The organism is Allobosea sp. WAO (assembly GCF_001509835.1).
Lineage (GTDB): Bacteria > Pseudomonadota > Alphaproteobacteria > Rhizobiales > Beijerinckiaceae > Allobosea.
Window position 1 is genome coordinate 53,595 of sequence record NZ_JXTJ01000009.1, and the last position, 17,447, is coordinate 71,041.

General features: G+C 66.6%; 18 protein-coding genes. 2 read left to right on the forward strand and 16 right to left on the reverse strand.

Annotated elements, in window-relative coordinates; genetic code table 11:
- From DK26_RS18670 to DK26_RS18690, 5 genes are read right to left on the reverse strand one after another with little or no spacing between them, the layout of a single operon-like run.
- On the reverse strand, nucleotides 1-681 hold the full coding sequence (locus tag DK26_RS18670) for a hypothetical protein (RefSeq protein ID WP_066475674.1): 681 nt from the start codon (nucleotides 679-681) through the stop codon (nucleotides 1-3).
- Complete coding sequence (locus DK26_RS18675) at nucleotides 678-1,403, reverse strand: ABC transporter ATP-binding protein (protein WP_066475677.1); 726 nt, start codon at nucleotides 1,401-1,403, stop codon at nucleotides 678-680. The genes DK26_RS18670 and DK26_RS18675 overlap by 4 nt, the downstream gene beginning before the upstream one ends.
- Nucleotides 1,400-2,389, reverse strand: a complete 990-nt coding sequence (locus DK26_RS18680) for a branched-chain amino acid ABC transporter permease (RefSeq protein ID WP_066475679.1) — start codon at nucleotides 2,387-2,389, stop codon at nucleotides 1,400-1,402. Before DK26_RS18680 ends, DK26_RS18675 begins: the two co-directional genes overlap by 4 nt.
- Entirely contained in the window at nucleotides 2,386-3,258 is an 873-nt protein-coding gene (locus DK26_RS18685) for a branched-chain amino acid ABC transporter permease (protein ID WP_066475681.1), read from the reverse strand. Before DK26_RS18685 ends, DK26_RS18680 begins: the two co-directional genes overlap by 4 nt.
- Before the next feature lie 10 nt (nucleotides 3,259-3,268).
- The gene (locus tag DK26_RS18690) at nucleotides 3,269-4,507 is read right to left on the reverse strand and encodes an amino acid ABC transporter substrate-binding protein (protein WP_198162369.1); all 1,239 of its coding nucleotides are present in this window, start codon (nucleotides 4,505-4,507) and stop codon (nucleotides 3,269-3,271) included.
- Between the two features lie 200 nt (nucleotides 4,508-4,707).
- Between DK26_RS18690 and DK26_RS18695 the strand changes: the two genes are divergently transcribed.
- Nucleotides 4,708-5,631 carry a LysR family transcriptional regulator gene (locus DK26_RS18695; RefSeq protein ID WP_066475683.1) on the forward strand — a complete coding sequence of 308 codons (924 nt, stop codon included), beginning with the start codon at nucleotides 4,708-4,710 and terminating at the stop codon, nucleotides 5,629-5,631.
- 69 nt (nucleotides 5,632-5,700) lie between these two features.
- Here the strand turns inward: DK26_RS18695 and DK26_RS18700 are convergent, their stop codons facing one another.
- Nucleotides 5,701-6,567, reverse strand: a complete 867-nt coding sequence (locus DK26_RS18700; RefSeq protein ID WP_066475684.1) for an NAD(P)-dependent oxidoreductase — start codon at nucleotides 6,565-6,567, stop codon at nucleotides 5,701-5,703.
- Nucleotides 6,568-6,641: 74 nt separating this feature from the next.
- Nucleotides 6,642-7,544 carry a ketopantoate reductase family protein gene (locus DK26_RS18705; protein WP_066475685.1) on the reverse strand — a complete coding sequence of 301 codons (903 nt, stop codon included), beginning with the start codon at nucleotides 7,542-7,544 and terminating at the stop codon, nucleotides 6,642-6,644.
- A gap of 267 nt (nucleotides 7,545-7,811) precedes the next feature.
- Here DK26_RS18705 and DK26_RS18710 point away from each other — a divergent pair, with 267 nt between their 5' ends.
- Nucleotides 7,812-8,921, forward strand: coding sequence for a PLP-dependent cysteine synthase family protein (locus tag DK26_RS18710; protein ID WP_066475828.1), 1,110 nt, complete (start codon nucleotides 7,812-7,814; stop codon nucleotides 8,919-8,921).
- A gap of 46 nt (nucleotides 8,922-8,967) precedes the next feature.
- Here the strand turns inward: DK26_RS18710 and DK26_RS18715 are convergent, their stop codons facing one another.
- From DK26_RS18715 to DK26_RS18755, 9 genes are all read right to left on the reverse strand, one after another.
- Nucleotides 8,968-10,398, reverse strand: coding sequence for a TRAP transporter large permease subunit (locus tag DK26_RS18715; RefSeq protein WP_083533340.1), 1,431 nt, complete (start codon nucleotides 10,396-10,398; stop codon nucleotides 8,968-8,970).
- Nucleotides 10,395-10,967: a TRAP transporter small permease subunit gene (locus DK26_RS18720; protein ID WP_066475830.1), complete on the reverse strand. Its 573-nt coding sequence runs from the start codon at nucleotides 10,965-10,967 to the stop codon at nucleotides 10,395-10,397. The genes DK26_RS18715 and DK26_RS18720 overlap by 4 nt, the downstream gene beginning before the upstream one ends.
- 137 nt (nucleotides 10,968-11,104) lie before the next feature.
- Entirely contained in the window at nucleotides 11,105-11,851 is a 747-nt protein-coding gene (locus tag DK26_RS18725; RefSeq protein WP_248310025.1) for a response regulator, read from the reverse strand.
- The gene (locus tag DK26_RS18730) at nucleotides 11,844-13,373 is read right to left on the reverse strand and encodes an ATP-binding protein (protein ID WP_066475688.1); all 1,530 of its coding nucleotides are present in this window, start codon (nucleotides 13,371-13,373) and stop codon (nucleotides 11,844-11,846) included. The genes DK26_RS18725 and DK26_RS18730 overlap by 8 nt, the downstream gene beginning before the upstream one ends.
- A 125-nt stretch (nucleotides 13,374-13,498) precedes the next feature.
- Nucleotides 13,499-14,290 carry an amino acid ABC transporter ATP-binding protein gene (locus DK26_RS18735; protein ID WP_083533342.1) on the reverse strand — a complete coding sequence of 264 codons (792 nt, stop codon included), beginning with the start codon at nucleotides 14,288-14,290 and terminating at the stop codon, nucleotides 13,499-13,501.
- 73 nt (nucleotides 14,291-14,363) lie between these two features.
- A complete protein-coding gene (locus DK26_RS18740; RefSeq protein ID WP_198162370.1) occupies nucleotides 14,364-15,185 on the reverse strand; it encodes a transporter substrate-binding domain-containing protein in 822 nt (273 codons plus the stop codon).
- A gap of 50 nt (nucleotides 15,186-15,235) precedes the next feature.
- Entirely contained in the window at nucleotides 15,236-15,886 is a 651-nt protein-coding gene (locus tag DK26_RS18745; protein ID WP_066475690.1) for an amino acid ABC transporter permease, read from the reverse strand.
- 11 nt (nucleotides 15,887-15,897) lie between these two features.
- A complete protein-coding gene (locus tag DK26_RS18750; RefSeq protein ID WP_066475691.1) occupies nucleotides 15,898-16,566 on the reverse strand; it encodes an amino acid ABC transporter permease in 669 nt (222 codons plus the stop codon).
- Between the two features lie 116 nt (nucleotides 16,567-16,682).
- Nucleotides 16,683-17,447 (reverse strand): 3-ketoacyl-ACP reductase, encoded by a 765-nt coding sequence (locus DK26_RS18755; protein ID WP_066475692.1) that lies wholly within the window; start codon nucleotides 17,445-17,447, stop codon nucleotides 16,683-16,685.

Here is a 17,447-nt window from a genome sequence, read left to right on the forward strand (position 1 = left end):
TCAGCCCAGGACCCAGGGCGGCGGGCAGCCGCCTTCGCGGGCGAGCTCGTCCCAGGTGTCGCAAGCCTCGACCAGGGTCGGTCCGCCACAGGGCAGCATCACATAGGAGACGCCCTCGGCGATCTTCTCGGCGGGAGCCTCGAGCGCGGTGGCGCGCTTCAGATGGAAGCGCATGCCGGCCCGGCATTTGCGCGCGGCATGGGCGACGACGAGCGCGATCTCGGCGATCTGCTCGGGGATCTCGCCTCGCGCCACCTCGACCATCCTGGCATAGCGGGCATCGGCCTCCTCGGGCGAGATCCACTTCGACCAGCTCTTGGAGAAATCCATCGCCGGGTAGGCCTCGGCGACGCCGGCCAGCGCCATGCAATCGTGGATCTGGGCGCGTGACAGGCCGGATTCCTCGGCTCGCGGCATGTGGATGTCGCCATAGGCCTCGCGGGCCGAGGTCAGCAGCACCAGCCAGACCACCTCGCGCTCGAAATAGGTGAAGGAGCGCTCGAGCAGGGTCAGCTCGCGATAATAGTTGTCATACGCTCCCATCAGATCGGGATCGTAGGTGCAGAGCATGCGGTGATAGGCCAGCAGGTAGCCGCGGGCATCGAGCGCCTTGGCGAGCGCGGCGGCGCCATTGGCGGCGCGCTCCTGCGGCGTCAGTTCCTTCCTCTTGATGAACGTCATTCCTCGGTTCCCAGATAAGCGGCGATGACGCGCGGATCGCGCGCGATCGCCTGAGGCGCGCCTTGCGCGATCAATGCGCCGGCTTCCAGCACGAGCACGGTGTCGGAGATCTCCATCACGGCCGGCATGTCGTGCTCGACCAGGACGACGGTCGCGCCGGCATCGCGGGCCCGGCGCAGGATCGCGACCATCTCGGCGGTTTCGGTCGGGTTGAGACCGGCGCAGGGCTCGTCCGCGAGCAGCAGCGACGGCCGGGCGGCCAGCGCGCGTGCGACCTCGAGCCGGCGCAATTGCCCGACGGTGAGCTCGCGCGCCTCGCGGTCATGCAGTTCGGCGAGCCCGGCGAGCTGCATCGCCGATTGCGTCACCGCCTCGACATCGCGCGGCCCGGCCCGGCCGAAGAGCGCGCCGATGCGGACATTCTCGGTGACCGACATGCCGGGAAAGGGCTTGGCGATCTGGAAGGCGCGGGCCACCCCGAGATGGGCGACGTCGACCGGCGAGGCGCCGGCAATGTCACGCCCCTCGAAGAGGATCGTGCCGCTGTCGGGACGGAAATAGCCGGTGACCAGGTTGAAGAAGGTCGACTTGCCGGCGCCGTTGGGCCCGATGAGGCTGCAGATCGCGCCGCGCGGCACTTCGAAGCTGACATCCCGCACCGCCTTCAGGCCGCGGAAGGACTTGCTGACGCCGCGGACGGCGAGGATCACATCCGCGCTCATCGTCCCGCCTCCCGCTTTTGCCGCTTCAGGCGCAGCCTGTAGGTGTCGTAGATGCCGTAGAGCCCGTTCGGCGCAGCGAGCACCAGGATCGCGAGCAAGAGGCCGGTGATGAACATGTGGATGTCGAGGAGGTCACCGAGCAGGACCTGGGTGACGTAGGTCATCACGCCGGCGCCGACGATCGGGCCGATAATCGTGCCCATGCCGCCGAGCAGCGAGTAGACGATGACGTTGAGGTTGAACTCGTTGCGGAACACCGAGTTGGCGGTGATGTAGCCGAGGTTGTGGGCATAGATCACGCCCATCATCGCCGTCAGCATCGCCGAGATCACGAAGGCCGAGATCTTGTAAGGCGCGGTCGGCACGCCCAGCATGCGGGCGGTGTCCTCGTCCTCGCGGATCGCCAGCAGGCCATAGCCCAGCTTGGAATGGCGCACGCAGATCGCGATCAGGATGATGGCGGTCGCGGCCAGCAGCAGCGCCCAGTAGTAGAAACGCTCGGGCCGGACGTCCTTGGGCACGATGTCGATGAGGTTGACGCCGAGCGCGCCGCGCAGGGCGTCGATATTGCTGACGAGTTCGTAGCAGACCTGGCTGACGCCAAGCATGGCGATCGCGAAATAGATGCCGCGCAGGCGCAGGATCGGCCAGGCGATCACCAGCGCCAGCAGCCCGTTCAGCAGCATCGCCGCGAGCAGGGCGACCGTGAAGGCGCCGGCCGGCGACCAGCCCGGCAGGGCAAGCTCGATAAGCGCGGCGACGAAGGCACCGGTGCCGACGAAGGCGGCGTTGCCGAAGCTCCAGTAACCGGAGAAGCCGCCGAGCACCGTCCAGGCGACCGCGAGCCCGGCGGCGAGGACGAAGAGCTGGCCGACGCGGACGCCATAAGGCGAGAGGAAGGCGGGCAGCAGGGCGAACAGGAGGGCGCCGGCGAGGGTGATCGCGATCGACACCCAGGCCGAACGGCCGGAGACGAAGAGTTTCATCGCGAGCCCTTGAAGCTGTTGCCGAGCAGGCCGGCCGGACGCACCACGAGCATCAGCACGAGCAGCAGGAACATCATGGCGTTGGGGAAGGCCGCGCCGATGAGCTGAGCCGTCATGGTATTGACGACGCCGAGGATCAGCCCGCCGACCAGGGCGCCCGCCGGGCTGCCGATGCCGCCCAGGGTCACGACGACGAAGGCATTGACGGTCCAGAGCGTCTCGTCGGGCGGCGAGAACGGCATGACGAGGCCGATCGCGACGCCGGCCGCGCCGGCGAAGGCGGCGGAGAGTCCGCTGGTCAGCGCGAAGACATGGCGGATATTGACCCCGCAGAGCGCCGCCGCCTGCTCCTGCTGCGCCGTGGCGCGGATCGTGCGGCCGATACTGCTGTAGCGCAGGGTGGCGGCGAGTGCGGCAAGCAGCACGATGCTGACGAGGAGAGCGGCGACGCGGGTCAGCCCGACCGTGACCTCGCCGAAGCTCAGCGAGTCGAACGCATAGGCCGGCGTCACGCTCTTGAAGTCGGGCGAGTAGATCAGCACCAGCGCGTTGCGGATCATCAGCGCGAAGCCGTAGGTCAGCAACATCGAGGCGAGCAGGCTCGCCCGCTTGGTCGCCCACTGGATCACCGAGCGCTGGAAGGCATAGCCGAGGCAGAACATGCCGAGCATGATCACCGGCAGCGCCAGCAGAGGATCGAGGCCGAGCTTCTCGTGCAGGGTATAGGCGGCGTAGCCGCCGATCAGGACGAAGGCGCCGTGGCTGAGGTTCACGACGCCGAGCACGCCGAAGAGCAGCGAGAAGCCGACGGCCGAAAGGGAGAACAGCCCCCCGAGAACGAGGCCGTCGACAAGGGTTTGCATGGTCATGCGATCAGGCCTAGCCGCGACGCTTTTCGGCCCATTTCGGGGCGGGGAACACGGGAGCGGCAGTGCGCGAGGCTTCCGGGAACACGACCTCCGCCGTGCCCTTCAGGACCTGGCCGACCGTCGAGCCGAGATGGACCGGGTCGCCATCGCCTTCGGGGGTGAACTTGATGCGGCCATAGAGCGACTCCACGTCGAGCGTGGCGAGCTTGTCGCGGACCTTGGCCGGATCGAGCGAGTTGGCGGCCTTCATCGCATGGACATAGGCGACGATGCAGGCCGCGCCCGAGGCGGTGTGATAGGCGATGTCGCGCTTGAAGTGCTGGCGGTAATAGTCCGCGAACTTCTGGGCCGAGCCGAAGAACGCATCCTTGTAGGGCGAGCGCTCATCCCAGAACTGCTGGAAGTAGAGCCCTTCCGAGTACCCGCCGAGTGCGTCGCGGAAGCTCTTCAGCTGCGGGCCGAGCGAGAGATAGAGCAGCGGCACATCGACATTGGAGGAGATCAGCTGGCGCGCGATCAGCAGCGAGTTCTGGTCATGCGTCGTAGCGAGAAGCACGTCCGGCTTCTTGCTGCGGATCTGGTTCACCAGGCTGGAGGCGTCGGTGATGTTCTCCGGCAGCGTCACGATGTCGTTGATCGGCAGGCCCTTCTCCTTGCCGAAGGCGATGGCGCCTTCTGCCAGCGTCTTCGAGAAGGCGTCGTTGGCCATGGCGAACATGATCGATTTCGGCGCCGGCTGGAGCACCTTGAAATACTCGATCGTGTTGTAGAGCTGGCGCGAGGCCCGCGGGAACATGCAGAAGATGTTCTTGTAGCCTTGGGTGTAGATCTGGTCGGAGGCGCCGCCGGTCTGCATCATCGGCTTGCCGGCGCGCTCGACGATCGCTGCGGTCGGGAGCACGATGTTGCTGCCGAAGGAGCCGAGGAAGAACTGCACGCCGTCGTCGAGATGGCGCTGGATCAGTGTGGAGGCGCGGGCCGGATCGGAGGCGTCGTCGAACAGGCGGACGTCGATCTTGTAGCGTTTGCCGTCGATCTCGACGCCGTTCAGCTGCTCGTTGAAGAATTTCTGTGCGGCGAGATAGCCGTTGTTGACGTTGAGCCCGGTTTCGGCAGCGCGGCCCGAAAGCGGCACCGAGCCGCCGATCACGATGGTTTCGGTGGCCTGCGCCTGCGCGCCGCGACCGATGGCGGGCAGCGCGACCGCGGCGCCCATCGACTTCAGAACCGTCCTGCGGTCGAGCTTCACATTCCCCTCCATCGGCTTTTCGCCTTTGCGGCGCAGGCGCGGTGCGGCTGCGCTTTCCGTCATCGTGGAACCAAGCCCCCGCCGGCCCTTCGCTGGGGGCCGGTCGCCCGGTTCCACCCCGGTGACGCTGCGAGAATTTCCTGCCGTGGCTAAGGAATAAAGATTGTTTGTCGCATTGGATTTATGCAGAATCGGCATTAATGGACATGCTTCAAGCCTATCGGGCGTTCCTGCGCGTCGCAGAAACCGGCAGCTTCAGCCGCGCTGCGGAGGAGATGAGGCAGCAGCAATCGCAGGTCAGCCGGTTGGTGGCAGGGCTGGAATCGCAGCTCGGCGTCCAACTGCTGCGGCGCACGACGCGCTCCGTCACCGTCACTGAGGAGGGCGAGCGCTATCGGCTGCGGCTCGCCTCGATCCTGCACGCGCTCGATGAATGCGAGGGGGAATTGCGCGGCCGCGGCCGCGAGCCCAGCGGCCTGATCCGCGTCGCCTGCCCGACGACCTTGGGCCGCGTGCTGCTGGTGCCGATCGTCAGCGAGTTCCTGAAGCTCTACACCAAGGTCCGGGTCGAGCTCCTGATGAACAACAACCTGGTCAATCTCGCGGCCGACGGCATCGATGTCGCCGTCCGGGTCGGCCGGCAACCGGTCAATGATCACCCGGCGCGCAAGATCGGCATCGTCGAGCAGCTCGTCGTCGCCAGCCCGGCCTATCTCGCCGGGGTCGATCCGATCACCGAGCCGGAGCACCTGCTCGGCAAGAACTGTTTCTGCTTCTCCACCAGTGCCGGCACGCAGAGCTGGTCGTTCTCGCGCGGCGATGTCGCCAGGCTGGTGAATGTCGAGGGCGACTTCATCGCCAACGATGCCGATGTCCTGATGCAGCGTTGCCTGGCCGGCCTGGGCGTGGCGATGCTGCCGCGCTGGCTCGCCTGGGCGCCGATCGCCGAAGGCAAGCTCCAGCGGCTGATCCCGGAATGGAGCAACCATTCCATGGCGCTGAGCATCGTCTCGGTGAATCGCAATTACCGGCCGAAGCGGGTCTCGGTCTTCCTCGGCTTCCTCGAGATGCACCTCAAGCCATTCCTGGTGTCGCCGCCGAGTGTGGGCGATCGCCGGGACTGATGCCGTCCCGGCTGGTCACCCGCCGCACGAGCCTGCGAGCGGCCCGGCATTGCGACGGCACAGATCGCTTCAGAGCATTCCCGCCAGCTCCGGCAGCATGGCCTGTTTTCCGCCTTGCTCGACACCCTGCGCCAGCGTTTCCCGCACCGCTTCGGCGACGCCATGGGCAGCGCCGGCATCCTGCGCCATCTGGGTGTAGTAGCCGAGGTCCTTCAGCGCATTGGAGATCGAGAACTGCAGGCCGGAGGAGTCGTTCGCGAGCAGGAAGGGCTTGAGCCGTTCCAGCGCCGCGCCGGCGCCGCCGCCGCTCGCCAGCACATCGACGAAGACGTCGAGCGAGACCTCCGAGCGCCGTGCGCAGGCCGAGGCCTCGGCGAGCAGGGTGACGAAGCCGAGCGAGACGTAATTGTGCAGGAGCTTCATGCGATGGCCGGCGCCGAGCGGGCCGGCATGGGTGATGTTCTCGGCGAAGCAGGCGAGCACCGGGCGCACCTCTTCCAGCGTCTCGGCGGGGCCGCCGACCAGGAGGTTGAGCTTGCCTTCATGGGCGTGCCTGGCGGTCCGGGTCATCGGCGCATCGATGAAGCGCCCGCCCGCCTTCTCGACGAGCGCGGCCATCTTCTTGGTCGACTCAGGCACCGAGGTCGAGCAATCGACGACGATGGCACCCGGGCGCAGCCCTTCGAGCAGGCCGGACGATCCGCTCAGAACGGCCTCGACCTCGGCCGAGCCGGTGACGCAGAGGATGACGATCTCGGATTCGCGGGCGACGTCGGCCGCGGTCCTGCGGGTCGCGGCGCCGCCGGCCAGGAGCTCGTCGAGTGGCTGGTTGCCGGGATGCTCCATCACCGTCAACCCATAGCCCTTCTTGAGGATGTTCCTGGCGATGCCGTGGCCCATCAGGCCAACGCCGATGACACCGATCTTGCTGGGCATGGTCGTGCTTCTTTCCTGCTTGCGAACGTGATGACGCCCCTTCCAGGGCGCCGGAGTGGGGCTGATGCCGGTGTTCAGGAGGCGCGGCGGTTCGCTTCCTCGAGCAGGCGAACGCAGGCGAGCAGGGTGCGATTGGCCGGGACACTCAGCCCGAATTTCTCGGCCGTCCGGACGACATAGCCGTTGAGATGCTCGATCTCGGTCTTCTTGCGGCGCTGCAGGTCCTGAGCGGTCGAGGAGAACTGGCTGGGCATCGCGGCGGCGAGTCCCATCACGGTGCCGATCAGATTGTCGGGGAGGCTGATCCCGGCCGCCTGCGCCACGGCGCGGCATTCCTTGACCACATCGGTCATGACCTCGGCCACGCCGTTCACCGAGACCATCGGTCCATAGGGCAGCTGCCCGATCGCGCAAAGCGCGTTATAGGCGCAGTTCACCGTCAGCTTGGTCCAGAGCACGGCCGCGACATTCTCCGAGACATCGGTCGGAATGCCCGCCTGCGCGAAGGTCCGGGCGAGTTCGGCACTCGCCGGCCCGGTGCCGATCACCAGTTCGCCGCGGCCATTGTGCCGGACCTTGCCGGCCGCGACCGTCTCGACCGCGACATAGACCGCGGCCGGGATGACGGCCCGCCCGAAGACCGCTTCGAGGCGCTCGGCATTGTCGACGCCGTTCTGCAGGCTGAGGATATGCGAATCGGGTTTCAGGTAAGGCGCGATCGCCTCTGCGGCCGCGACGGTGTCGTCGGACTTCACCGAAATCAGCACGAGATCGGCATCGGCGACGCCGGAAGGCTCGGTGGTCGCCTGAACCGGCGCCCGGTGTGTCTCTCCGGCCTTGAGCAGGATGACGCCGTTCGACGCCATGGCAGTGGCATGGGCCTGCCGGCCGATCATCGTCACGGGATGACCGGCCAGGGCCAGCATCGCGCCGTAATAGCAGCCGACGGCTCCGGCGCCCATGACCGCGATCTTCATCGATCTCTCCACACAAGCGTTTCCGCGGACACCGCCCGCCAACATTGCGCTGGCCGGGACCGGGTTCCGTCGGCATGGCGCAGAGCGCCGCGGCGCTTCGCCATGCTACTACGACATGTCGCCAGGTGGGACCATCCATCTGCCCCTTCATTGCCCGCAGGACGGGGGCGGCCTCGGCGCATGCTCCCCGCAGCGCTCTCGCGGGGCGGTGGCGATCCCCTGCGAAAGCGGCATAATGCCGGCCTCGCCGCCGACAGGGCCTGCCCGATGACGATCCGCGTTCCCGTTCAGAGACTGTGCTCCCGCGGCTGGGTGGAGCAGGCCATTGCCGCGCTGGACGCCGATCAGCATCGTTCGGCCGACACCCATCTCTTCAAGCTCGAATGCCCGAAGCTGAGCGGCATCGACATCTATCTGAAGGACGAGTCGACCCATCCGACCGGCAGCCTGAAGCACCGCCTGGCACGCTCGCTGTTCCTCTACGCCCTCTGCAACGGGCACATCCGTGAAGGCACGCCAGTGGTCGAGGCTTCCTCAGGCTCAACGGCGGTATCGGAGGCCTATTTCGCCCGCATGATCGGCGTGCCGTTCTATGCGGTGATGCCGAGAACGACGTCTCGCGAGAAGATCGCGGCGATCGAGCATTATGGCGGGACCTGTCACTTCATCGACGATGGTAGCACGCTCTATGCCGAAGCCGAGGCTCTCGCCCGGCGCCTCGGCGGCCACTACATGGACCAGTTCACCTTCGCCGAGCGGGCGACCGACTGGCGCGGCAACAACAACATCGCCGAGGCGATCTTCCGCCAGATGGAGCGCGAGCCGCACCCGGTCCCGGCCTGGGTGGTGATGAGCGCCGGAACCGGCGGCACCTCGGCGACGCTCGGCCGCTATCTCCGCTACAAGCGCCACGCGACACGGCTCTGCGCCGCCGACGTTGAGCACTCCGCCTTTTTCGACGGCTACCGGACCGCCGATGCCGATTGCCGTTGCGAGCGCGCCTCGCTGATCGAAGGTGTCGGGCGCCCGCGCGTCGAACCTTCCTTCGTGCCCGGGGTCATCGACCGGATGGTCAGGGTTCCCGACGCGGCCTCGATCGCGGCGATGAATGTACTCTCGCGGCGGCTCGGGCGTCGGGTCGGCGGCTCGACCGGCACCAATTTCTTCGCCCTGTGCTGGCTTGCGGCGGAGATGAAGGCGACAGGCCGGAAGGGCTCGCTGGTAACGCTGATCTGCGATTCCGGCGAGCGCTATCTCAAGACCTATTACGATCCGGCCTGGCTCGCGGAGAAAGGGCTGGACCCTGCGCCCTATGAAACCCTGGTCGAAGCCGTGCTGGCCGGCGGGAGCTTCGATCTTCCGCTCGAAGAGGCCTGAGAGCGGCTCCGCGCGCGCTGGGGCCGACTCGCCGGTGAGGTTGGCCTCAAGGCTTGGGCGGCGTCAGCCCCTCGAGTTCGAACGTGCCGACTGAGGGCAGGGCGTCGAACTGCTTTTGCAGCGCCGCAGGATCGAGCGCGACCGGTTTCTCTAGCCAATAAGTCACCATCTCCGGGAAGATGATCATCAGTCCGACGAGGATGAGCTGCAGCACGATCCAGGGGATCGAGCCGAGATAGATGTCGCGGCTCTTCACCTGCGGCGGCGCGATGCCGCGCAGATAGAACAGCGCGAAGCCGAAGGGCGGGTGCATGAACGCCGTCTGGATGTTGGCGCAGATCAGGAGACCGAACCAGATCAGGTTGATGTCGAGCTTGGTCGCCGCCGGGGCCAGCAGCGGGATGATGATGAAGGCGATCTCGAAGAAGTCGAGGAAGAAGGCGATGAAGAAGATGAACACCATGGTGAAGGTCAGGAACCCGACCTGACCGCCGGGCAGCCCGGTCAGCATGTGTTCGATCCACAGCCCGCCGCCGACGCCCTGGAAGACGAGGCTGAAGACGCGGGCACCTATCAGGATGAAGGTCACCATGGCGGTGATCCGCATCGTCGAGGACATCGCCTGATAGGTGAGCTTCCAGGTCAGCGTCCGGTACATCGCCGCTAGCAGGAGCGAGCCGACGGCGCCCATCGCGCCGGCCTCGGTCGGTGTCGCCAGACCGAGGAAGATGGTGCCGAGCACGAGGAAGATCAGCGCGGCGGAGGGAACGATGCCGCGGATGCACTTCAGCGCCAGCGGCCAACCCGACAGGACACGAGCCTCCGGCGGCAGCGCCGGCACCTGCTCCGGCTTGAGGATGCTGAGGATCATCACCCAGATGCAGAACAGCGCGACCTGAACGATGCTGGGGCCGATCGCGCCGGCATACATATCGCCGACCGACTTGCCCATCACGTCGGCAAGGACGATCAGCACGAGCGAGGGCGGGATCAGCTGCGTGATCGTGCCGGAGGCGGCGATCACGCCCGTGGCGTGCCGCATGTTGTAGCCGTAGCGCATCATCACCGGCAGCGAGATCACGCCCATCGCGATGACCGAGGCCGCGACCGTGCCGGTGATCGCGCCGAGGATCGCGCCGACGAAGATCACCGCATAGGAGAGCCCGCCGCGGACGCTGCCGAAGAGCTGGCCGATCGAGTCGAGCAGGTCCTCGGCGAGGCCGCAGCGCTCGAGCACCGCGCCCATGAAGGTGAAGAAGGGGATCGAGAGCAGAAGGTCGTTCGAGATGATCGAGTAGAGCTGGAACGTCAGGTTGCCCATATAGTTGTGGCTGATGACCCCCATCTCGATGGCGACGAAGCCGAAGAACAGGCCGACCGCGGCGAGCGAGAACGCCGCCGGGTAGCCGATGAGCAGGAACAGCACCAGGCCCGCGAACATCATCGGGCCGAGATTCGCGCGGATCACGTCCATCATTGCAGCGGCTTCTCGTAAGCGTATTCGTGTTGATGGAAGCCGCGCAGCGCCGCCGCACGTTTGATCATCTCGGAGAAGCCCTGGAGCAGGATCAGGGCGAAGCCGACCGGCAGGAGCAGGATGACGGGCCAGCGGATCAGGCCGCCGGCATTGCTGGAGCTCTCGTTCAGCGTCCAGGCCTGCACGAACCAGGGCCAGGTGAACCAGATCATCACCAGGCACATTGGCGTCAGGAAGATCGCGCCGCCGAGCAGGTCGATCCAGTGGCGGGCGCGGTCCGAGATCGCGCCATAGATCAGGTCGACGCGGACATGCTCGTTGACCTTGAGCGTGTAGGCGGCGCCGAGCAGCACCATGCCGGCGAACATGTACCATTGCAGCTCGAGCCAGGCGTTCGAGCTGTACGAGATGAGATAGCGCACCGTGGCATTGATCGCGCTGACCAGGCAGGCGAGCAGGACGAGCCAGCTCGCGATCACGCCGAGCCATTCGCCGAGCTTGTCGATGGCGCGGGAAAGCGGCAGCAGCTGCCGGCAGAACAGCCAGGCGATTGCGACGAGTGAAGCCATGCCGCCGATCGAGGCGAGCGCCAGCCAGATCTTGAACATGAGCGCTCCCTGCCGCAGCCTCGCCATGGCCGTTCGCCATGTGGGCTTCGCCGGGAGCTAGCAGCTATGCGCTTAGCCGTTCCATGGTGCGCAAGGCGCTACGATATAGCCATCGCATAGCCGGCCGCGTCGAATTGCTCCTGCGTGCGCAGCCGGTAGCCGACGGCCAGCTCGGTCACGACATAGATCGGGCGGGCAGGGTCGGGCTCGATCCGGTTGCGGAGCTTCTTCATCAGGATGCGGAGATACTGCACGTCCTCGTCGGGATCGTGCGGCCAGAGCTCGCGCATCAATTGGCGATGGGTCAGGACCAGGCCGTGATGGGCGGCGAGCGCCCGCAGCAGCGCGAACTGCTTGGGTGAGAGGGTCAGCACGACGCCGTCGCGGCTGACGATCCGCTGGGCGAGATCGAGCGTCAGCCCGCCGACGCGGAGGACGGGCGCCGGCGCTGCTCGCGTCGCCATCCGGCGCAGCACGACGCCGGCACGGGCGAGGAGTTCCGCCATGCCGAACGGCTTGACGATGTAGTCGTCCGCCCCGGCTTCGAGCAACGCGACCTTCTCGGCCTCCGAACTGCGCACTGAAAGCACGATCACCGGCACCTTCGACCAGGAGCGCAGCTCCGCGAGCACGCTCGCCCCGTCGGCGTCAGGCAGGCCGAGATCGAGCACCACGAGGTCCGGCGCCCGCATGACTGCGAGCTCGATGGCCTCGCGCGCCGTCTGTGCTTCCACGACCCTGAAGCCCCGCATCTCCAGCCCGGTGCGCAGGAAGCGGCGGATCTCGGGCTCGTCGTCGACAACGAGCGCCATCAGGGGCGGGGTCGAGCGCGTGGCTTCACTCATCATCGTCTCCGGTCGGCTGATCGGCGGCGAGGGGCAGTGCGATCCGCATTGTCGTGCCCCGGTTCGGACCGTCGCTCAAGGCCTCGATCGTCCCGCCATTGGCTTCGACGAAAACCTTGGCGATCGCGAGGCCGAGTCCGCTGCCGCCCGCGATGTCGGCATGACGCTCGCCGCGATAGAAGCGCTCGAAGATCTGCTCTCTCTCGCCGGCATCCAGTCCGGGCCCCTGGTCGCGAACCGCGATGACGAGCTTCTCTGTCTCGACCGACGCCGAAATCGCGATGGCGGCAGCTGCGGGGCCGAATTTGGCGGCATTGTCGAGGAGGTTGATCAGGGCCTGCTCGATCAGGATCGGGTCGATGCGCAGGAAGGGCAGGTCATCCGCGAAATGCCGTTCGATCCTGCGGCCGCGCAGGTTCGCCGCAGCGCCTTCCATGGCGGCGTTGATGAGATCGGCGGCGTCGACCGTATCGAGCCGCGGCTGCAGCGCGCCCGAGCGGATGCGGGTGACATCGAGCAGGTTCTGGATGCGCAGATCGAGGCGCCGCGCCTCGCTGCCGATCGCGCCGGCGAGGCCGGTGAGCTCGGGGGTCGTGGCGATGCCGGGAGCTGCGGCCAGCACGCTCGCAGCCCCCATGATGCTCGCGACCGGCGTGCGCAGGTCATGCGAGACCGATTCCATCAGGATATCGCGCAACTCGTCCGTCCGTTGCCGCAGATTGCGCTCCTCGATCGCCTTGGACAGGCCGAGCCGCTCCAGCGAGCGCGAGCCCTCGGCCAGGATCGAGCTCGCCTGCGCGACGAGTTCGTCAGCGGGCTGCGTGCCGAGATCGTCCAGCACTGCCGCGAGCACGGCATCCGTCCTGCGCTGCCCGCCGAGCCGGCAGAGCAGCCAGTGGCCGCCCCTGGGGAGTTTGACGAGCGTGACCGGGCGGGAGGGCGTCGCCGCTTCCGCATCGGCGAAGTCGGCGATGGCGGCCGCGAGCTCTGCTGGAATGCCGTGGCTCGGAGGCGCGCGGACGAGCTCGATCCCGCCATGCGGCGATATCCGGAACACCGTCACCGGCCGGGCCAGGACCTGCGTCATATGGTCGGCGACGATACTATAGATCTTGTCTGCATCTCCCGCTGCCGCCATCGCGCCTCCGAGCTGATAGAGCTGCCGGATCTCGCGCTCACGGTTCCGGGCCTGGAGCATCTCCTGGCGGATGCGCCCGGCGAGTTGCCCGATCACCAGGGCGACGACCAGCGAGGTCGCGAGGTCGATGAGCTGCGGGAGGCGGAAGACTTTGACGTTGAACAGCGGCGGGTAGAACAGCGTCGTCAGTAGCGCGCCCAGGAGGGCAGCCATGATCGCAGGCCCGGTTCCGTAGCGGACGGCTGCGATGAGGACCGGCAGCATGTAGATCGCCGAGACGCTGTCCAGCGTCGCGAAGGAGACGACCGTGGCGGCGAGGGCGGTCGCAGCTGCAACGAGCAGCAGCACATTGGCGTAGACGAGAAGCGGCTGCTTCAGGCGCATTACGGACGGGGCTCCGGGGCGGGCTCGCCCAGCATAGCGGAGGTGGGGAAATCCGCGCCTCTGTTCTGCACCGCCGATCCGAAGCGACGCCCTGCGGTCGCTTCAGCCTCCGCAGGGCGCCGGCCTCAGTGACCGGCCGTATGCAGGATCTGGCCGAGGAATTTGCGCGTGCGCTCGTTCTCCGGCGCCCGGAAGAACTGCTCGGGCGGCGCGACCTCGACGATCTCGCCGGCATCCATGAAAATCACCCGGTCGGCGACCTTGCGGGCAAAGCCCATCTCATGGGTGACGACCAGCATGGTCATGCCGCTCTCGGCGAGTTCGACCATGACGTCGAGCACCTCGCTGACCATTTCGGGATCGAGCGCCGAGGTCGGCTCGTCGAACAGCATGATCTTCGGGTTCATGCAGAGCGAGCGGGCGATCGCGACGCGCTGCTGCTGGCCGCCCGAGAGCTGGATCGGGAATTTCATCGCCTGCTCGGGGATATGCACGCGCTCGAGCATGATGCGCGCGGCAGCCTCGGCCTCCGCCCTCGGGATGCCGCGGACCTTCATCGGCGCCAGCGTGCAGTTCTCCAGCGCGGTCAGGTGCGGGAACAGGTTGAAGCTCTGGAACACCATGCCGATCTCGCGGCGGACATCCTCGATGCCGCGCAGGCCCGCATGCACCGTGGTGCCGTCGATGACGATCTCGCCGGACTGGTGCTCCTCGAGCTGGTTGAGGCAGCGGATCAGCGTCGACTTGCCCGAGCCCGAAGGCCCGCAGATCACGATGCGCTCGCCGCGGGTGACCGAGAGGTCGATGTTCCTGAGCACATGGAAGTCGCCGTAGAACTTGTCGACCTTGCGCATCTGGATGATCGGGGCTTCGTCCGATCGTGCCACGGGCTTGGTCGCGGTCGCTTCGCTCGCCATCACTTTTTCTCGTCGCTTGCGTCTTGTGGCGCTGCGCCCGGCGCTCAGCCGGGCGCAGCGTCGTCGTTCTGGATCAGAACTGCGGCATCGGCGGCAGCTTGGTCAGCTCGACGCCGAACCAGCGCTTGTTGATGGCCGAGAGCTCACCGTTCTTCTCGATCTCGGCGATGAACTTGTTGGCGAACTCGGCCAGCGCCGTGTCGGCCTTGCGGAAGGCCATGCCGTTGGCCTGCTCGCGCATCGTCAGCTTCGGCTCGATGTTGAGCTGCGGATAGTCCTTGTTGAGCTGGGCGAGGATGGTGTTGCTCGCGCCCATCGCCTGGACCTGGCCGGAGATCAGCGCCTGCAGGGCGGTGGCGTCGTCGTCGAAGCGCTTGATCTGCGTGCCCTGCGGCGCGGCGGCGGTGATCGCGGTGTCCTGCGTCGAGGCGCGGGCGACGCTGATCGTCACCGGCTTCAGATCGTCGGTCGTCTTGATGTTCAGGCTCTTGGGCGCGAGCACATAGATCGTCAGCGAGCTGTAGGGGTTCGAGAACAGCACCTGCTTCGAGCGCTCGGCGGTGATGCCGAAGGTCGCGATCAGCACGTCGACCTTGTTGGTCAGGAGATAGGGGATGCGGTTCGGGCCGGTGACCGGCACGAGCTCGAGCTTGACCCCGAGCGACTTCGCCATCAGCGCGGCGACGTCGGCGTCGTAGCCGGCCGGCTGCTGCTGCGCGTCGGTGCCGCCGAAGGGCGGATAGTCGGTCAGGAGGCCGACCATGAGCTTGCCGCGGGCCTTGATCTCTTCGGGCGTGGCGGCCTTGGCCGGGGCGGCGCCGAGGGTGGCGGCGGCGACGCCGGCGAGAACCAGCGCGCCGAAGCTGCGGCGGACGAGTGACTTGAACATGGACATCAGGCGTTTCTCCTCAGTTTGCCTTTTGGGTTGGAATTCGGGCCGTCGCGCTAGCGCGCGGCGACCAGGAGCTTGCGCTCCATTCGCTTGCTGTAGGCCGAGAGCGGCCAGCAGATCAGGAAGTAGACCAGCGCGACCAGCGCGAAGATCGTGAACGGCCGGAAGGTGGCGTTGTTGATCACCTGGGCGGCGCGGGTCAGCTCGACGAAGCCGATGATCGAGGCGAGCGAAGTGCCCTTGATCAGCTGCACGAGGAAGCCGATCGTCGGCGGAATCGCGATGCGGATCGCCTGCGGCACAATGATCAGCGCCATTTTCGGCGTGTAGCGCAGGCCGAGCGAGGTCGCCGCCTCCCATTGGCCGCGCGGCACGACCTCGATGGCGCCGCGCCAGATCTCGCCGAGGAAGGCGCTGGCATGCAGCGACAGGCCGAGCGCCGCCGCGGTCCAGGGATCGACGGACCAGCCGAACAGTCCCGGCACGAAGAAGGCGAGGAAGAGCTGCATCAAGAGCGGCGTGCCCTGGAACAGCTTGATGTAACCGTTCGCGGCGAGCCGGAGCCATTTGAACTCGCTGGTGCGGGCGAGCGCCACCAGCGCGCCACCGAGCGCGCCGCCGAGGAAGGCGACGAGCGAAAGCAGCAGGGTCCAGCGCACGGCGGCGAGGATGAAGATGATTTCGTTGGGTCCAAGTTCACGCATTGTCTCAGACCTTACCGGGTTGGCTTGCGCAGGAAGGTGCGCTCGATCGCCGCGAAAGCGGTCCAGAAGAAGATCGACAGGCCGAGATACATGCAGGTGACGATGAAATAGACCTCGAAACTGCGGAAGGTGCGCGACTGGATGTCGCCGGCGATGGCCGTCAGCTCGGTCGCCGCGATCACCGAGCAGACGCTCGAATTCAGCATCAGCAGGATGAACTGGCTGGTCAGCGAGGGATAAATCGCTTGGATCGCCGGCTTCAGGATGATGTAGCGGAAGATCTGCAGCGGCCGCATGCCGAGCGATTTTCCGGCCTCGACCTGGCCCTTCTGGATGCTCTCGATGCCGGCGCGGATGATCTCGATGCCATAGGCGCCGACATTGACCACCAGCGCGATCAGCGCCGCAGTGTTGGACGAGAACTTCAGTCCGAGCGAGGGCAGGCCGAAATAGATCATGAAGATCTGGATCAGGAATGGCGTGTTGCGGATCAGCTCGATATAGCCGTCGATGATCCAGACCAGCCATTTCGGGCCGGAGGTCTTGCCGAGCGCGCCGGCGACGGCGACGATCATGCCGATCGCCATCGCAGCCGCCGAGAGCACGAGCGAATTGATCAGCCCGTGAAGCAGTTCCGGCCAGGCTTCGAAGACCGAGGCGAAATCGAACTCATAGCTCATTCAGTGTGCCCCCTCCGGGGATGAGCAAGTCTTTGCTGTCATCGCGCGCCCTGCTCCTTGTCCATTGGCGGCGGCCGCCACTTTATCTGAATCGAATCTGAAGGCGGCGAACCTAACTACAGGCGCGGAATCATCAACCCGCCATCGGCATTGATCACAGTTCCCGTCGCATAGGCGAAATCGCCACTGGCCAGGCCGACCACGCAGCGCGCGACGTCTTCTCCCTCACCCCAGCGCCCCGCCGGGATCAGCCCGTCGGCGATGCGGGCATCGTATTTCGCTGCGACCTTCGCCGTCATGTCGGTGCGGATCACGCCCGGACGGACCTCGAAGACCGGGATGCCCTCGGGCGCGAGCCTGACGGCCAGCGCCTTCGCCCACATCGAGAGGCCGATCTTCGAGACGCAATACTGGGCCCGGTCGATCGAGACCAGCTCCGTGCTGGCCGAGGTGATGAACACGATTGCTTGATGCCGGTCCTTGCCCTGGCCGATCATCGCCTTGGCGACTTCCTGGCTCAGGAAGGCGGCGCCGCGCAGATTGACCCCCATGACGAGATCATAGGATTCCGGCGTGATCTCCAGCATGTCGCCGCGCACTGGCGCGCCGATGCCGGCGTTCGAGACGAAGAGGTCGAGCCGGCCGAATTCGCGCATGACGCTCGCGACGAGATCGGCATGGCTCTCGATCGCGGTGACATCGTGCCGCACGAACAAGGTCCGGGCGCCGGCCTCGGCGAAGGCCGCCTTGGCCGCGTCGGCAGCCTCGTCCTCGGCGATGTCGGTGAAGGCGATGTCATGGCCGGCCTGGGCGAGGGCGAGGCCGATGGCGCGGCCGATGCCGCGTCGTCCGCCGGTGATCAGGGCGACGGGACGTGTCAT

What these genes read in the sequence shown, in the direction of transcription:
- DK26_RS18705 (WP_066475685.1), bottom strand. Translation starts at nt 7,544, where the DNA reads ATGAAGATCGCGGTCATGGGCGCCGGAGCCGTCGGCTGCTATTACGGC.
- DK26_RS18675 (WP_066475677.1), bottom strand. Translation starts at nt 1,403, where the DNA reads ATGAGCGCGGATGTGATCCTCGCCGTCCGCGGCGTCAGCAAGTCCTTC.
- DK26_RS18680 (WP_066475679.1), bottom strand. Translation starts at nt 2,389, where the DNA reads ATGAAACTCTTCGTCTCCGGCCGTTCGGCCTGGGTGTCGATCGCGATC.
- DK26_RS18745 (WP_066475690.1), bottom strand. Translation starts at nt 15,886, where the DNA reads ATGCGTGAACTTGGACCCAACGAAATCATCTTCATCCTCGCCGCCGTG.
- DK26_RS18725 (WP_248310025.1), bottom strand. Translation starts at nt 11,851, where the DNA reads ATGAGTGAAGCCACGCGCTCGACCCCGCCCCTGATGGCGCTCGTTGTC.
- DK26_RS18670 (WP_066475674.1), bottom strand. Translation starts at nt 681, where the DNA reads ATGACGTTCATCAAGAGGAAGGAACTGACGCCGCAGGAGCGCGCCGCC.
- DK26_RS18750 (WP_066475691.1), bottom strand. Translation starts at nt 16,566, where the DNA reads ATGAGCTATGAGTTCGATTTCGCCTCGGTCTTCGAAGCCTGGCCGGAA.
- DK26_RS18685 (WP_066475681.1), bottom strand. Translation starts at nt 3,258, where the DNA reads ATGACCATGCAAACCCTTGTCGACGGCCTCGTTCTCGGGGGGCTGTTC.
- DK26_RS18730 (WP_066475688.1), bottom strand. Translation starts at nt 13,373, where the DNA reads ATGCGCCTGAAGCAGCCGCTTCTCGTCTACGCCAATGTGCTGCTGCTC.
- DK26_RS18710 (WP_066475828.1), top strand. Translation starts at nt 7,812, where the DNA reads ATGACGATCCGCGTTCCCGTTCAGAGACTGTGCTCCCGCGGCTGGGTG.
- DK26_RS18720 (WP_066475830.1), bottom strand. Translation starts at nt 10,967, where the DNA reads ATGGCTTCACTCGTCGCAATCGCCTGGCTGTTCTGCCGGCAGCTGCTG.
- DK26_RS18715 (WP_083533340.1), bottom strand. Translation starts at nt 10,398, where the DNA reads ATGATGGACGTGATCCGCGCGAATCTCGGCCCGATGATGTTCGCGGGC.
- DK26_RS18695 (WP_066475683.1), top strand. Translation starts at nt 4,708, where the DNA reads ATGGACATGCTTCAAGCCTATCGGGCGTTCCTGCGCGTCGCAGAAACC.
- DK26_RS18735 (WP_083533342.1), bottom strand. Translation starts at nt 14,290, where the DNA reads ATGGCGAGCGAAGCGACCGCGACCAAGCCCGTGGCACGATCGGACGAA.
- DK26_RS18700 (WP_066475684.1), bottom strand. Translation starts at nt 6,567, where the DNA reads ATGCCCAGCAAGATCGGTGTCATCGGCGTTGGCCTGATGGGCCACGGC.
- DK26_RS18740 (WP_198162370.1), bottom strand. Translation starts at nt 15,185, where the DNA reads ATGTCCATGTTCAAGTCACTCGTCCGCCGCAGCTTCGGCGCGCTGGTT.
- DK26_RS18755 (WP_066475692.1), bottom strand. Translation starts at nt 17,447, where the DNA reads ATGACACGTCCCGTCGCCCTGATCACCGGCGGACGACGCGGCATCGGC.